16 protein-coding genes are annotated in these 15307 nt (G+C 56.2%); 8 read left to right on the top strand and 8 right to left on the bottom strand.

The window, feature by feature from the left end; genetic code table 11:
* Positions 1-63 precede the first annotated feature (63 nt).
* Positions 64-1293: a peptidase T gene (pepT, locus tag PI91_RS13730; RefSeq protein WP_023344121.1), complete on the top strand. Its 1230-nt coding sequence runs from the start codon at positions 64-66 to the stop codon at positions 1291-1293.
* On the opposite strand, the gene tehB is transcribed toward pepT, so the two are convergent.
* Both tehB and tehA read right to left on the bottom strand, forming a co-directional pair.
* Positions 1290-1883 (bottom strand): tellurite resistance methyltransferase TehB, encoded by a 594-nt coding sequence (tehB, locus tag PI91_RS13725; protein WP_023344120.1) that lies wholly within the window; start codon positions 1881-1883, stop codon positions 1290-1292. The genes pepT and tehB overlap by 4 nt on opposite strands.
* The gene (gene tehA, locus PI91_RS13720; RefSeq protein WP_039266386.1) at positions 1883-2884 is read right to left on the bottom strand and encodes a dicarboxylate transporter/tellurite-resistance protein TehA; all 1002 of its coding nucleotides are present in this window, start codon (positions 2882-2884) and stop codon (positions 1883-1885) included. The genes tehB and tehA overlap by 1 nt, the downstream gene beginning before the upstream one ends.
* A 122-nt stretch (positions 2885-3006) precedes the next feature.
* Here tehA and ydcK point away from each other — a divergent pair, with 122 nt between their 5' ends.
* Positions 3007-3987, top strand: coding sequence for a YdcK family protein (ydcK, locus tag PI91_RS13715; protein ID WP_023344118.1), 981 nt, complete (start codon positions 3007-3009; stop codon positions 3985-3987).
* Here the strand turns inward: ydcK and rimL are convergent.
* The 4 genes from rimL to PI91_RS13695 form a co-directional block, all read right to left on the bottom strand.
* Positions 3982-4521 carry a 50S ribosomal protein L7/L12-serine acetyltransferase gene (gene rimL, locus PI91_RS13710; protein WP_023344117.1) on the bottom strand — a complete coding sequence of 180 codons (540 nt, stop codon included), beginning with the start codon at positions 4519-4521 and terminating at the stop codon, positions 3982-3984. The genes ydcK and rimL overlap by 6 nt on opposite strands.
* Positions 4522-4624: 103 nt before the next feature.
* Positions 4625-6280, bottom strand: coding sequence for a glucan biosynthesis protein D (locus PI91_RS13705; protein WP_021242530.1), 1656 nt, complete (start codon positions 6278-6280; stop codon positions 4625-4627).
* 242 nt (positions 6281-6522) lie between these two features.
* Positions 6523-7296 carry a transporter substrate-binding domain-containing protein gene (locus PI91_RS13700; RefSeq protein ID WP_021242531.1) on the bottom strand — a complete coding sequence of 258 codons (774 nt, stop codon included), beginning with the start codon at positions 7294-7296 and terminating at the stop codon, positions 6523-6525.
* Positions 7297-7306: 10 nt separating this feature from the next.
* Positions 7307-8476, bottom strand: a complete 1170-nt coding sequence (locus PI91_RS13695; RefSeq protein ID WP_039266384.1) for a pyridoxal phosphate-dependent aminotransferase — start codon at positions 8474-8476, stop codon at positions 7307-7309.
* 114 nt (positions 8477-8590) lie between these two features.
* Between PI91_RS13695 and PI91_RS13690 the strand changes: the two genes are divergently transcribed.
* Positions 8591-9433 carry a LysR family transcriptional regulator gene (locus PI91_RS13690; protein ID WP_008502268.1) on the top strand — a complete coding sequence of 281 codons (843 nt, stop codon included), beginning with the start codon at positions 8591-8593 and terminating at the stop codon, positions 9431-9433.
* Here the strand turns inward: PI91_RS13690 and PI91_RS13685 are convergent.
* Both PI91_RS13685 and PI91_RS13680 read right to left on the bottom strand, forming a co-directional pair.
* The gene (locus PI91_RS13685) at positions 9420-10925 is read right to left on the bottom strand and encodes a carboxylesterase/lipase family protein (RefSeq protein WP_039266383.1); all 1506 of its coding nucleotides are present in this window, start codon (positions 10923-10925) and stop codon (positions 9420-9422) included. The genes PI91_RS13690 and PI91_RS13685 overlap by 14 nt on opposite strands.
* Positions 10926-10968: 43 nt before the next feature.
* Positions 10969-12312: a VOC family protein gene (locus PI91_RS13680; RefSeq protein WP_008502270.1), complete on the bottom strand. Its 1344-nt coding sequence runs from the start codon at positions 12310-12312 to the stop codon at positions 10969-10971.
* 528 nt (positions 12313-12840) lie between these two features.
* On the opposite strand from PI91_RS13680, the gene PI91_RS13675 reads away from it, so the two are divergent.
* From PI91_RS13675 to PI91_RS13655, 5 genes are all read left to right on the top strand, one after another.
* Entirely contained in the window at positions 12841-13026 is a 186-nt protein-coding gene (locus PI91_RS13675) for a general stress protein (protein WP_004150795.1), read from the top strand.
* A 94-nt stretch (positions 13027-13120) separates the two neighbouring features.
* The gene (locus tag PI91_RS13670) at positions 13121-13615 is read left to right on the top strand and encodes a ferritin-like domain-containing protein (RefSeq protein ID WP_008502272.1); all 495 of its coding nucleotides are present in this window, start codon (positions 13121-13123) and stop codon (positions 13613-13615) included.
* Positions 13616-13638: 23 nt separating this feature from the next.
* Positions 13639-13842 (top strand): hypothetical protein, encoded by a 204-nt coding sequence (locus PI91_RS13665; protein ID WP_008502273.1) that lies wholly within the window; start codon positions 13639-13641, stop codon positions 13840-13842.
* Positions 13843-13867: 25 nt separating this feature from the next.
* Complete coding sequence (locus PI91_RS13660) at positions 13868-14374, top strand: ferritin-like domain-containing protein (RefSeq protein WP_014883791.1); 507 nt, start codon at positions 13868-13870, stop codon at positions 14372-14374.
* A 17-nt stretch (positions 14375-14391) separates the two neighbouring features.
* A complete protein-coding gene (locus PI91_RS13655) occupies positions 14392-15264 on the top strand; it encodes a manganese catalase family protein (protein ID WP_008502274.1) in 873 nt (290 codons plus the stop codon).
* The last annotated feature ends 43 nt before the right edge of the window (positions 15265-15307 follow it).

Below are 15307 nucleotides of genomic sequence, written 5' to 3'. Positions count from 1 at the left end.
TTTCATAAATAACATTAAAGTGAAGTGGCAAACACCCGAAAAATAAATAAGGAACAAATCACTATGGGCTCGCCGCTTTCCAGACAATTAACGCACCGTTTTTTCCGCTATCTCGCGATCACCAGCCAGAGCGATCCCAGAGTCAAAACTCTGCCCTCAACGCCGGGCCAGCACGACATGGCGCGCGAGCTGGCGCAGGAGCTGGCACAGCTGGGGTTAGACGATATTGTGATTGATGAATTTGCCACGGTAACGGCGGTAAAAAAAGGCAACGTGCCCGGTGCGCCGCGCATCGGCTTTATTACCCATATTGATACCGTCGACGTGGGACTTTCACCGGATATTCATCCACAAATATTAACGTTTACCGGTGAAGATCTCTGTCTGAATAAAGAGAAAGACATCTGGCTGCGGGTAGAGGAGCACCCTGAAATTCTGGCTTATCCGAACGAGGAGATTATTTTCAGCGACGGAACCAGCGTATTGGGCGCCGATAATAAATCGGCCGTCACGGTGGTCATGACGGTGCTGGAAAACCTGACGGCGGAACATCAGCATGGGGATATCGTCGTGGCGTTTGTGCCTGACGAAGAGATCGGCCTGAACGGTGCAAAAGCGCTCGATCTTAAGCGCTTTGACGTCGACTTCGCCTGGACCATCGACTGCTGCGAGCTGGGGGAAATTGTCTACGAAAACTTTAATGCGGCAGCCGCTGAAATCCGCTTTACCGGCGTGACGGCGCACCCGATGTCCGCGAAAGGCGTGCTGGTGAATCCCCTGCTGATGGCGACTGACTACATCAGCCATTTTGACCGCCAGCAAACGCCCGAGTGCACCGAGGGACGTGAAGGCTATATCTGGTTTAACGGCATTCAGGCCGGACAGAACGAGGCCGTTCTTAAGGCCAATATCCGCGACTTTGACAAGGAGCGCTTTGTCGCGCGCAAGCAGCAGATTGCCGACGTGGCCGCGCTGATTGCCGCCCAATATCCGACGGCCAAAGTGGACTATCGCATTGAAGATACCTACAGCAATATCAGCAATGCGATTGGCGAAGACCGGCGTGCCATCGATCTGATGTTCGAGGCGATGGAATCGCTCGGCATCACGCCGAAACCGACGCCGATGCGCGGCGGCACCGACGGCGCGGCGCTCTCGGCTAAAGGGCTACTCACCCCGAACTTCTTCACCGGGGCGCATAACTTCCACTCGAAGTTTGAATTCCTGCCGCTGTCGTCGTTTGAGGCGTCTTATAAGACTGCCCTGCAGATCTGCCTGCTCGCCGCCCGTTAAGCGGGCTTGCGTGCCAGCATCGTGGCAAAGCGCAGCTTGATGCGGTTGCCGTTTTCATCAGTGCGGTGCAGTTCGCCAACGTCCTCGTTGTATTTGAGCAACTCCCAGCCTTCGTAGTAGTTGCTCAGCTCACCGCTCCTGAACGCAAACGGGAAGCCGACCGTGCAGGGGTAGTCTGCCGTATCCATGGCGGCAACAATCAGATTGTAACCGCCCGGCGTCGTGCGGCGCTGCATATTGGCGATAAGGCCCGGGATGGTTTTTGCCTCCAGGAACATCATCACCACGGTAGAGAGAATAAAATCGTACTGGCCGTCAAAGCTCAGGTTGTTCAGATCCTTAATCGCGGTATGCAGATTAGCGATCCCTTCTTCCGCCTTGATGCGCTCGATATTGTCGATGCTCATCGGGTTCTTGTCCCACGCGGTGACATCGTAGCCGTTGGCTGCAAGATAAAGGCTGTTACGGCCGTTGCCGCAGCCCAGATCCAGCGTTTTACCGGGTTTCACGATCTCCGCGCTGTACAGCACTTCTGAATGGGTACGCGTTAAGCCATATTTCTCAGTGAAGTAATTCTCATCGACGGTCATTATTGTTCCTCGGATTGCATAAGCTGCGCTTTATCAGCACGAACCAGAAGTTTGCCCTGAAGCAGCAGAATCAATGTACGCACCAACAGCCACCCAATAATCGCGTTGGTGAAGATAAACAGCGGCACGGCAATGGCGTGAAAAAAGCCCGTCGGACTGCTTTGTCCCAGATGCAGACCCGTGGTTGCCAGGGCCGATACGCCAAAGGAAAAACTCCAGAATGAGGCATTGAACGGCTGGGACAAATACCATGGCATCAGGCGGAGCATAAATAGCAGCTGCAGCAGACCATAGCCGAACAGCATTTTCGCAAACGTATCCGCCTGACCGCCATTTACGCTGAACCAGGCGCTACATGCCACCAGCGCGGGCGCCAGTTGAATACCCAATGAAGTACGCAGTGCGGAGGGCAGTTCTCCTGCACTACGAAGACGCTGAAGAATAACCGGTTCCAGGCTGAGCCAGGAAAAGACGCCTGCGCCAAGGAAGACTAACCCTGCATCGTTGAAGCCCAGGGCACCGCATGCCATCGCGCTGATAAAATTATTCGCCACCGTAGGCAGATATAATCCAGGCGTGGTCGCCTCTTGCGGATGTTTCCCGCGCCATAACCCGGCGCTTTGCCAGGCGGAGTATGCAAGCTGCACCACCACGCCAATGCCAAACAATGCCAGTGACACCGCGCGAAACCAGGGGACAAAACCGATGGCGACCAGCATCGTGGTGGCCGGGAAAAGGCTGACAAAACTGCTCATCACCGGGTGTCGCATCTCTGCCAGCACGCTGCGGGGAAAACGGATCGCTCGCGTCACAAACGCGACCGTTAAAAGAAACCAGCATATCACCGCAAGGGCTACGAGGCCCTCACCCGGCCAACGCGTCACTGGCCAGAGGGTGCTGGCGTAACGCCAGGCGAAACCCATCCCGATGATGCCAAGCACCATGCCAAAATACACTGCGGGCAAGTTAAGTACCTGTTGGGGTTTGTTAAATTTATTCATTAATTTTAATTTTTAAAATGTATTTTAAATGCCATTTTAAGCGGTTTCTGCAGCGGATGCCAGCAAAACGAAAAGCCGAAAATTTGCTACGTTTAGTTGAGATGTTTACCAGAGATCAAACGATGAAAAAGTACCGGCTCAGCGATGAAACCCGCCTCTGGCAATGGAAAAACGGCGAAACCACCCACGCCGCTACGCTGCGGCAGATCATCGCCACGGCGGACTTTAACGACGTGACGGTCGGCACGAGAGGCGGCTGGATTGACGATGAGCGCGCCCTCGCGCAGGACGGCTACTGCTGGATCTACGATGAAAACAGCGTGGTGTTCGCCGGGGCAACCGTATCCGGCAACGCGCGTCTTACCCTTCCATGCATCATTAGCCATGACGCGCATATCAACGACAGCTGCTGGGTGGACGGCGCGGAGGTCAGCCACGGGGCGCGAATAAGTGACAACGTCACTATTCAGCAATCCTGCGTACGGGGCGAGTGCCATATCTACGGCGACGCGCGCGTGCTGCATCACAGCGTGGTCATTGCCGCCAAAGGGCTGACGCCGGATCATGAACAGATCCTCCAAATCTACGATAAGGCGACGGTGAGCCAGTCGCGCATTGTGCACCAGGCGCAAATCTACGGCGAGGCGATGGTTAATTTTGCCTTCGTTGAACACCGGGCCGAAGTCTTCGACAACGCGATCCTGGAGGGTAACGAACTCAACAACGTCTGGGTGTGCGACTGCGCGAAAGTCTACGGCAACGCCCGCGTGATAGCAGGTTTCGACGACGATGCCATCCCGACGGTGCGCTACAGCTCGCAGATTGCGGAGAATGCCGTGGTTGAAGGCAACTGCGTCATCAAGCATCACGTCCTGATTGGCGGTCAGGCATGGCTGCGCGGCGGGCCGATCATGCTGGATGATAAAGTGGTGATCCAGGGGCGCGCGCGAATCAGCGGGGATGTGCTTATCGAGCATCGGGTTGAAATCACCGACGATGCGGTCATAGAAGCGTTTGCTGGCGAGAGCATTCATCTGCGCGGCGAAAAAGTGATAAACGGCGACCAGCGCATCACCCGCACGCCGCTGCTGGGTGCGTTATAGGGTATAAATCCTGCCGTAGATATTCACGTCGTCAAAGCGGCCATTCAGGTATTCCGCTTCCCGCAGGCACCCTTCCAGCGTAAAACCGTTGCGCACGGCAACGCTGTTGCTGTGCTGATTCGCCACCCGACACTTGATCACAAAACGGCGGATCTCACCGCGTTCAGCGTAGTAGCGCATAAATGCCTGCAGTGACTGAGAGAGAATGCCCTGCCCCTGGTGGGCTTCATCCAGCCAGTAGCCGATGTAGCCGGCTTTGTTGGTCGGTTCAATGGTGTTGAACGACAGGACGCCAACTAACGCATCATCCTTGAAAATCAAAAACATTTTGGCGTAGCCGCGCTGATGCAGCATCTGGTTGCTCTGCACGTTGCGGCGGGTGTCCTCTTCGCTGATCGCGTGCTGCGCCCAGTCAAAGGCGGTTTGCAGAAAGACTCTGTTTTTAACAACGAGATTGTGCAGGTCGGCGGTGTAGCGCTCTTCGACGGCGCGAAGTTCGATATCCTGGGTGACGGGGATGATTTCTGAAGACATGGTGCCTCTCAATTGCCGGGTGGCGCTAGCGCTTACCCGGCCTACGTTTCGAAACTGTAGGCCGGGTAAGGCGAAGCCGCCACCCGGCACAATCCCACAAGGGTTAACGCATTACCCTGTCGTCAACGTACTGACGTTTATCCGGCGCCGGTGGGAAATACTGGTACAGCCAGGTTTCACTGATGGCGTCGCCCTGACAGCGCAGGAACAGGCGCATATCCACCGGCTCCGTCGAATCCGACGTCGGGTACCAGTCAAACAGAATGCGATAGCCGTCAAACGGCTCAACGTAGAGGATCTCTACCTGCTTCGCTTCACCGCTGGAGAGCGTAATCACCGGCTCGATGCCTTTTGGCGCAGCGGCCTTCAGGTCGCCACCCACGAAGTCAATCGCAAAGCGACGGGCCCACACTTTCGGGTAGTTTTCCCCTGGAGCCCAGCCTTCCGGGAAGCCGCCCATGCCGGTGCGGGTCGCATAAACGTTCGCCAGCGGGGAGCGCACCGGCGGCATCGCGCTCCAGTAGAGACGATATTTGAAGTCCAGCTCGTCGCCTGCTTTGACGGCTTTTTCCGGCTGCCAGAAGCAGACCACGTTATCCAGCGTTTCGCCGGTGGTCGGGATCTCCATCAGGCCAACCGCGCCTTTACCCCAGTCGTTGCGCGGTTCCACCCACAGGCTTGGGCGCTTGTTGTACCACCCCATCACGTCCTGATAGTGCGAGAAATCGCGATCGAGCTGCAGCAGCCCGAACCCTTTCGGGTTTTTATCCATATAGGCATTGAACTGCAGCTTCTGCGGGTTGTTCAGCGGACGACAAATCCACTCCCCGTTGCCGCGCCACATCGCCAGGCGGTCGGAGTCGTGAATTTGCGGGTGAATGGTGTCGCACATGCGGCGTTCGTTATTGCCGCAGCTGAACATGCTGGTCATCGGCGCAATGCCGAGCTGCTTGATGTCCTTACGCGCATAGAGGTGGTTTTCCACCTCCATGATCACCTGGCTCTTCTCGCAGTGGATCACGAACTTATAGGCGCCGGTGATGCTCGGGCTATCCAGCAGCGTATAGACGGTAAAGGTGGTGTCGCCGGGCTTGACGGTTTCAAACCAGAAGGCGGTAAAGTCCGGGAACTCTTCCGGCGTGTCGGTAAAGGTGTCTACCGCCAGACCGCGGGCGGAAAGGCCGTACTGGTAGGTGTCGTCCACCGCGCGGAAATAGCTGGCCCCCAGGAAAGAGACGATATCGCGACGCGCCAGCTCCGGCGCCTTAAACGCGCGGAAGCCCGCAAAGCCGAGATCGCTTTGCCCTTCCAGCTGTTTGGTATCCACGCCCGTTTCACCGTAGCTGAACAGCTCAGGACGGAAGTGGATCTCGCGCGCCATAGAGGTCGACTGGTCCAGCGAGAACATCCGCACGCGGCGGCGGAACCCCATTCCCATGTGGAAGAACTGCACGTCCAGCTGACGCCCTTCAATGTTGTTCCACAGAGACTGCTTTTCGTCGTAGCGAATGGCGTTGTACGCCTGCGGCGTCATGGTTGCCAGCGTCTCCGGCAGCGGACGCGGCGCGCCACCCCACGGGGTTTTCGCCAGGTCATGCGCCATGGATTGCAGTACGGAGAAGTCAAAACGACGGCTCTGGCCGTCAGCAATGTCAGAGTCGGCAGCGTATGCCGCTTTGGAAAACAGGGAAGCAAGGCCGGATGTGCCGCTCAGGGCTGCCACTGCCAGCGAGCCTTTTAGAAAACGTCTGCGATTCATGCCTGGAAAAACGTCCTTATGGTCGTGTGAATGTGTTCCGCGCTCGGCGAAATGACGGCAAGAAAGAACGCACAGCCTAAACAAAAATGGTTAAGAATCCAATTGTTGGCCGGTGATTATATGAACAAAGTGAGAAATATTTTCTGTCGACCAGAACGGCCCGAAAGTGGTGTAAAGAAAGCCTGGAAAATGTGTATAAAAATGCCCCGTCAGGACATCAGCTGACGGGGCCAATGAGGCGGTTATTTTACGCTGACATCGATACCCGGGAAGTACTTATCAGCGAGTTTGGCGATCGTGCCGTCGGCACGTACCTTATCAATTGCGGCATCAAGCTGCTTTTTGGTGGCCTCGTCACCTTTACGCAACCCAAAACCGATCCCGCTGCCGAGGATGGTGTCGTCAGACACCGGTTTGCCGATGAAGCCAAACCCTTTTCCCTGCGGCTTGCTGAGGAAACCTGCCTGCCCGGCCGCGGACATGACCAGCGAGGCGTCGATACGGCCATTCAGCAGATCGCCCCAGGCCATATTCTGATCTTTATACGACACCACGGTGACACCCTGCTTTTCCCAGTGCTCTTTGGCATAGGTTTCCTGAATGGAGCCCTGCAGCACGCCGATGGTTTTGCCCTTCAGCCCTTCTGGGGTTGCCTCAACCGCCGTGCCGGCCTTGCCGACCAGCTGCGACGGAATACGGTAGATCGGCTGGGTAAAATCAATGCTCTTGCGGCGCTGCTCGGTGATATTCATCGCCGAGTTGATGGCGTCGAATTTCTTCGCCACCAGCCCCGGGATCAGCGCATCAAACGAGGTTTCCACCCAGCTGCACTTCAGCGCTGCCGCTTTGCAGATGGCATTCCCCAGCTCAACGTCAAATCCTTCCAGTTCGCCTGCCGCATTGCGGCTTTCAAACGGCGGATATTCGGCTTCCAGACCGTAACGCAGCTCGGACGCTGCGAAGGAGGAAAAGGTACACAGCAATCCCATGCCGACAACTAGCGCGCGTAATTTCATCTCAAACTCCTTAGCGTGGTTTAACCCGACACAGGGCCTGGGCACCTGCCCGTAACGTCGCCTCATCTTTCGCAAAAGAGAGACGAATCAATTTATTATCCGTACCGTCCGCATAAAACGCCGACAGCGGAATGGTGGCAACACCGTACTCAACGATCAGCCGTTTCACCAGCTCGCTGTCGCGCTCGTCGCTGAACTGGCTGTAGTCCGCCAGCATGAAGAACGAGCCGGCGCTTGGCAGCAGCGTAAACGGCGAATCGGCCAGCAGACTGTGCAGCAGATCGCGCTTGCGCTGGTAAAACGCCGACAGCGACAGCCAGGTTTGCGGGTCGACCATATGTTCAGCAAACGCGTGCTGCATTGGCGTATCGGCAGAGAACATTAAAAATTGATGGACTTTACAAATCTCGTCCATCAGTACCGCCGGTGCAACACAGTAACCCACGCGCCAGCCGGTGACGTGATAGGTTTTTCCGAAAGAAGAAATAATCACGCTACGCTCCGCCAGCTGCGGGTGCGTAGCCATCCCGTGGTGCGGCTCACCGTCAAACACCACGTGTTCGTACACTTCGTCAGACAAAATAATGATGTCAGTATTGCGGGTCAGCGCCGCCAGCTGCTGCAGATCGTCGGCGGAGAAGACCTGACCGCTCGGGTTGTGCGGCGTATTGATGATGATCATGCGCGTGCGCGGGGTGATCGCGGCGCGAACCTCGTCCCAGTTCACGGCAAAATCTGGCACGGTGAGCTTGATGGCAACCGGCGTTGCCCCCTGCAGGCGGACAATCGGCGCGTAGCTGTCAAATGACGGCTCAAAGTAGATCACCTCATCGCCCGGATGCACCAGCCCGCTGATTGCCGAGTAGAGCCCTTCGCTGGCGCTGGCGGTCACCAGCACCTCGCGGCCCGGGTCATACTGCGTGCCGTAAAGCGTGGCAATTTTATCGGCAATGCGCTCTTTGAGCGTCTGCAGGCCGGTCATCGACGCGTACTGGTTATGCCCTGCCTCCATCGCGCGGGTGACGCCCGCAACAAGCTTCGGGTCGCAGGAAAAATTCGGTGCGCCCTGAGAAAGGTTTATCGCGTTATGCTGCGCCGAGAGCTGGCCGATAACGGTAAAGATCGTGGTGCCCACATCGGGCAGTTTGGAGCGCGTTTGCACAGGCGTTTGTAAAGTCATCCTCTTTCCCTTTTCATGGACATTGCATAACTATTCAAACAACATCTCTGTTGTCGGGACAATCGAATTGTTGTCATAATAGCCATGAGAAAAATGCATAGCTGAGGTGTTTTCATGTCGCGCCGTTCGCTCCCGCTCAATGCCATCGACGCATTTTTAGTCACCGCGCGTCACCTGAATCTCACCCATGCTGCCGCAGAGCTTTGTCTGACGCAGGGGGCCGTGAGCCGCAAGATAGCCTCCCTCGAGGCCTGGTTTGGCTTTCCGCTTTTTGAACGTCACGCGCGCGGCCTGCGCCTCTCTTCACAGGGCTGCGCCCTGCTCCCGGAACTGCAGTCTGCGTTCGAACACTTGCTGACCGTGGCCGACCAGGCCCGCAGCCAGCAAACCGTGATCCGGCTCAAGGCGCCCACCTGCGCCATGCGCTGGCTGGTGCCGCGCCTGCTGGAGGTGGAGCGTGAGCAGCCGGATCTGCAGATCGCCCTGACCACCACCACCGATCATAACGTCAATTTCAAAACCGAATCTTACGACGCGGCCATCGTGTTCGGCACGCACATGAGCGCAGGCGACCTGCTGTTCGAAGAGGCGCTCACCCCGGTGATAAGCCCGGTGCGGGCGGGTGCAGCGCTGGGATCGCTGACGTTCCTGCACCCGACAAGGGATAAGACAGACTGGTCACTGTGGCTGACGAAACAGGAAGGCCCGGGCTTTGCCATGCACAAAAATCAACACTTCGACACGATGGATCTCGCCATCACGGCCGCTATTCAGGGGCTGGGCGTTGCCATTGCCGACGAAACGCTGGTGGCCGAAGATGTCCGCGCGGGAAGACTGATGCGGCCTTATGAAACCAGCATAAAAACCGGCGCGAGCTACCGGCTGGTGCTGCGCGAAACGCCAGGGGAGGAAAATGGGCTGGCGGCGTTTCGCGCCTGTTTGCTTAATCGAGGCTGACGTGGTGCTTCATCACCCGTTTGAAGAGGCTCATCCGGGCGCGCATAAAGCGGTTTTCAAGCCTAAAACCTGCATGTTTATTCACGCCAATGCGTAATAATACGTCCCGCCCTTTACGGCATGCGGGCCAGTGCGTCGGCCCGGGCAGGACCTCGCGAGGTCCTGCGTCTCGCGCAAAGCTCACCCAGTAATCGGCCACCTGAGCAGCAAACTGCACATCCCGTTCGTTGACATACTGGCGTGAAGGCTCCACCTGGCCGAGGGTATCAAAGACGTAAGGCACTTCATTGCCGTGCCACGCGCCGTTGATATAGGTGGCATGTTCCGCTTCCGCAACATAGTCAAACCAGTAACGCCAGCACAATCCGCCGACGCGCTGCTGCGCCTGCATCACGACGTAGCCCATCGTAGTGAACGCCATGTCGCGGCACACCTGCCTGCCCAGCTCCTCATCGCCTTTGACGCCCGGATAGAGCAGCTTAATCAGCCCCAGCCCGAAGCGTCGCTCCCGGCGAAGCTTCTGGATTTGCCCGGCGAGATCGATGCCAAACACCGCCATCACGCTGGCCTCATCGCTGTTCGAGCCGATCATTACCGGCACGGGGTGCTGGCGAGCGGCGAAAAAGACGTCCAGCATCGCTTCAGGCAGAACGCAATCCCCGACGATGGGGGCCGGAGCAATGTTCAGCGGCGCGGTGAGCGGCCAGAACGCCTCCGGCGGAATGGCGCGCAGTTGTTCGGCTGTCGCCTGTTCCAGGCCAAAATGGGCGGCCAGCGCCTCCCCTTTTTGCAACGCCTGCTCTCGCGGCGTGTCCGGCAAGGTGTACCCGCTTTGCACAATCGCCTTATGGAACAATCCTTCTGCAAGCGGAGAGGCCAGCAGAGAGAGCACGCTGCGCGCGCCAGCGGATTCGCCAAACAGGGTCACGTTAGCGGGGTCGCCACCAAATGCGGCGATATTGTCCCTTACCCATTCGAGGGCGGCGATCTGATCCAGCAGGGCAAAATTATGCACCACGCGATCTTCCTCGCCTTTCAGCGCGGGATGGGCGAAAAAGCCGAGATGGCCGAGACGGTAGTTGATCGTCACGACAACCACGCCGCGCGTGGCCAGCGCTTTGCCGTTATAGGGCGGTAAGCCACCCGCACCGATGGTAAAGCCGCCGCCGTGCAGCCAGACCATAACCGGAAGCGGCCCGGCGCGCTCTGTGGGAGACCAGACGTTCAGATAGAGGCAGTCTTCCGAGAACTGACCGGGATCGCCCCCGCCCAGCTCCTGGCAATATTCGCTGCTTTGCCAGCTTGAGGCCGAAAAAGCGGTAGCCTCGCGAACGCCATCCCACGGCTCAGGATGCCGCGGGGAGCGCCAGCGCCACTCGCCAACGGGCGGTGCGGCATAAGGAATACCGCACCAGACGTGGACATTTTCATCGGTTAAACCAGACAGTGCGCCCTGGCGCGTTTCAACCACAGGGGCGGAAGGATTTTGCATAACGACCTTATTTTTTCCATCACACCCCAGCAGAGTAACGCTTTCAGAGCAAACCGCAACGCTGTTTGCTGCGCGTTTCAGCCTCCTCATAGAGGGTAAATTCGTCATACACCGGGCAGCCGAGGGCCGCTTCAAACGCATCGCGGCTGGCGTTACCATGGCTGCGGGCCTGCGTTTCGTTCCCGAGATTGGACTGGAAAATCCCCGCGGCGCTGACCGGGAGGAAATCTTCGTAGGTGATCGGCTGTGCGACGACCCATCCGCGCTCGATCAGCGGCTGCGGATCGTCGCCCGGCCGGAACGCATGGCGATGCGCTTCACCCGCTGGCGTCAGACGGTAGCGGAAATACGCCAGCTCCTGACGGCGCATTAACAGTTCGCTGTCAGGGAAGGCGCTAAAGATCTCCTGCAGATGGAGCTGGTGCGTCAGGTTATCTTTGCCGGTTCCGGCCTGGGCAAGGAGGCTATCGTACAGTTCCCGGCCTTTCGGGGTCAGCGCCACGCCGCGCTGCTCAATCTCACCGAAGCGCGCGGTGTGGGTGCCTTTGTGTTCACCGGCAAACAGCACCGGCTCTTCCAGCGCCTTGAAACTGGTTTGACGCAGCAGGACGGGCACCTCGCGACGCGGCGGCCCTTCAATCAAAATTTTCGGCTCAATACCGTACTTCGGCATCAGCTCCTGCACCCGGTCAATATCCAGCGTGCGCGGCGTCAGGTGGTTAATATGACAGCCTGGGAAGCAGACCACATCGGCGATCAGCCGGTGCTCGTTATGCAGCGCGAGATAGGTCTCCTGATCGACCGTCGCATGGCGGTGCCAGCGGAAGGTTTCCAGCGCTTCCTGCACAAACTCCTGCGCCTGCTCGACGGTAAACTGCCCTTCCGATTCATACAGATCGAGAAGCGCCAGACAGCGCGGGGTGAAGATGTTTCGGTGAGACAGAATTTCCGCCGCACGTTCGCGCAGCGCGACGTTTTCAATCAGCTCAAGGCGCAGCAGCGAAGTAAAGATGCGGAACGGATTACGGCACAGCGCCGCATCATCAATCGGCCGAAATGCCGTTGAGTGGACCGGCACCCCCGCCTGGGAGAGATCGTAATAGCTGACCGGGTACATCCCCATAATGGCAAACATACGGCGCAGGGTTGAAAGTTCTTGCGCACTGCCGACGCGGATGGCCCCGTGACGCTCGACGTTCAGACGCGCAAGCTCATCGGCGTTTGCCAGTTGTTCATGTAATAGTGGATCATTTTCCAGCACCGCCAGGTTTACGTCCGCTACCAGTTCAAGCAAGGTGCCGTACTGCGGAACTTCCTGCTGGTACATCGCCGACATAGCCTGCGAAAAGTGTTCCCGAATGTCATCAGCCGTGATGGTGTTCGCCATGATGTCATGCCTCCAGTGAATATTACCTGGAGTGTAGAGAAACCCGTTCCTTCCGGGGGGAAAGATTTCTGATTTGTGATCTTAAGACGACAGTGGTCAAACCGTGTGCGACTGGCCTCTGAACAAGCCTTAACGAAACCGCCCTTTCGCGCCTGTCGCTTTTTATCCAGGATTTTCCTTATAATTATTTATGGTTTCGCTTTCTAGCTATAAAGGAGTATTTTTTATTTTCCCCTGGCTGGAAATCAACCAATTTGAGTGCGTCATTATTTTTATCCTCAGCTTTCAAATTTTTAGCTCAAAGTTAGGAATAATCTGAACAGTTGTTTACAAGTCCTTCCTGTCTATCCATATTTCCAACGCAAGCGAAGCGCAAATTTACAAATATTTAAAAATAACGCAACCGCAAATAGCAAAACGCATTTGACGGATCGCACACAGCGACTAGAGTTATTACTCGAACGACGAGTGATACGGAATATTTTCGTATCGTACTGACATAACCAATATATGACTATGAGGTTTAATATGGCAGAGCATCGTGGTGGTTCCGGTAATTTCGCTGAAGACCGTGAAAAAGCATCAGAAGCTGGACGTAAAGGTGGCCAGCACAGCGGTGGTAATTTTAAAAACGATCCGCAACGCGCATCTGAAGCGGGTAAGAAAGGGGGACAGAACAGTCACGGCGGAGGCCGTAAATCTGATAACTCCTGATCTTATTTAGTACTCTTTTAATAAAACCAGAGAGCATGCTGCGGGCTGAAAAGCTCGCAGTACCCTTTCTTTATTTTACCGGAGCGTAATAATTATGAATATGAAAAGTGTAGAGGATGTATTTATTCATCTTCTGTCGGATACCTACAGCGCAGAAAAGCAGCTTACCCGAGCGTTAAGCAAGCTTGCCCGCGCCGCCTCCAGCGAGAAGCTGAGCGCCGCCTTTACCGCACACCTTGAAGAGACGCAAGGTCAGATCGAACGCATCGACCAGATCGTGGAACAGGAAGACGGCATCAAGCTCAAGCGCATGAAATGCGTCGCAATGGAAGGCTTAATTGAAGAAGCTAATGAAGTCATCGAAAGCACGGAAAAAAATGAAGTCCGTGATGCCGCATTAATTGCCGCTGCGCAAAAAGTGGAACATTACGAAATAGCCAGCTACGGTACCCTTGCCACTCTGGCAGAACAGCTCGGCTATAAAAAAGCCGTTAAGCTTCTTGCCGAAACGCTGGAAGAAGAGAAAGAGACCGACCTTAAACTCACCGACCTGGCCGTTGGCAATATTAACCAAAAAGCGCAGAAATGACGCGATAATACAGGTTAAATAAAATGAGCATCAGTCCCAGGACAATTAAACGGTGCCATTTAGCGGCAGCGATAATATGGTTCATTCTCGCTATCCCTTCCGTCATCTGGTGGAAGAACAGCGTGCTATGGGTCATTATCATCAGTATTTATGCCAATATTGTCGGCCATTTATCTGGCTACAGTGCCGCACGTGCCGATCAGGCTGCTGAAAGTGAGACCAAATAAGCGAACCCCTAATGAGGATACAATGATGAATCACGTAGAACACTACCATGACTGGCTACGCGATGCCCATGCAATGGAAAAGCAAGCCGAATCTATGCTGGAATCCATGGCCAGCCGTATCGATAATTATCCTGATGTTCGCGCCAGAATTGAGCAACATATTAATGAGACAAAACGGCAAATCACATTGCTGGAGGAAATCCTCGACCGTAATGATATTTCTCGTTCGGTCTTAAAAGACTCGATGAGCAAAATGGCGGCGCTGGGACAATCCATCGGCGGCATGTTCCCTTCTGACGAAATCGTGAAGGGCTCTATCAGCGGCTATGTTTTCGAACAGTTTGAAATCGCCTGCTATACCTCCCTGCTGGCGGCGGCCAAAAAAGCGGGTGACACCGCCTCGATACCCGCTATTGAGACGATCCTCGCCGAAGAGCGCGAAATGGCCGACTGGCTGATTCGTCATATCCCGCAAACGACGGAACAGTTCCTGCTGCGTTCAGACGCGTCGGGTGTCGAAGCGAAAAAATAACCCACAGGAGAGTGAGCATGTTTCGACACGTCAAACAGCTGCAATACACGGTTCGCGTCGCCGAACCGAATCCCGGCCTGGCCAACCTTTTACTGGAACAATTTGGCGGACCGCAGGGTGAACTGGCCGCCGCCTGCCGCTACTTTACGCAAGGGTTGAGCGATGACGATCCGGGCCGTAAAGACATGCTGATGGATATCGCGACCGAGGAGTTAAGCCACCTCGAAATCATCGGTACCCTGGTCGGTATGCTGAATAAAGGTGCCAAGGGCGCGCTGGCGGAAGGGGTGGAAAATGAGGCCGAGCTGTATCGCTCCATGACCGAAAACGGGAATGACAGCCACATCACCTCCCTGCTCTACGGCGGCGGAACCCCGCTAACCAACTCAGCGGGCGTACCCTGGACGGCGGCCTACGTCGACACCATTGGCGAGCCGACGGCAGATCTGCGTTCGAACGTGGCGGCCGAGGCCAGAGCCAAAATCATCTATGAACGGCTGATCAACGTGACTGACGATCCCGGCGTTAAAGATGCCCTGGCGTTTCTGATGACGCGTGAGGCGGCGCATCAGCTCTCCTTTGAGAAGGCGCTGCAGTCCATCCGTAATAATTTCCCGCCGGGAAAACTGCCGCCAATCGAGGAATTCACCAACAAGTACTACAATATGTCTGAAGGTGGAGAGGTTCGCGGAAGCTGGAACAGCGATAAACATTTCGATTACGTTGAGTCCCCCCAGCCTGCGGTGGATGGCGGCGATGGCAGTGCCAGCGTGACGCTCACAACCGAGCAGGCAACCCTGGTTAAGGCGATGTCTGCCCGCACGAAGTCCGATCCACATTCCGACCCGCTGACCGGTGCCGAGCTGGGTGCCGGTAAGACTAAACCGTAATCGGTTTGCCGGGCAGGCCTGACCTGCCCGGCAATTCGCGTGC

Origin of the sequence: Enterobacter sp. FB, from assembly GCF_000805795.1 — a bacterium.
GTDB classification, from domain to species: Bacteria; Pseudomonadota; Gammaproteobacteria; order Enterobacterales; family Enterobacteriaceae; genus Enterobacter; species Enterobacter roggenkampii.
This window is presented reverse-complemented; position numbering and strand designations above follow the sequence as displayed.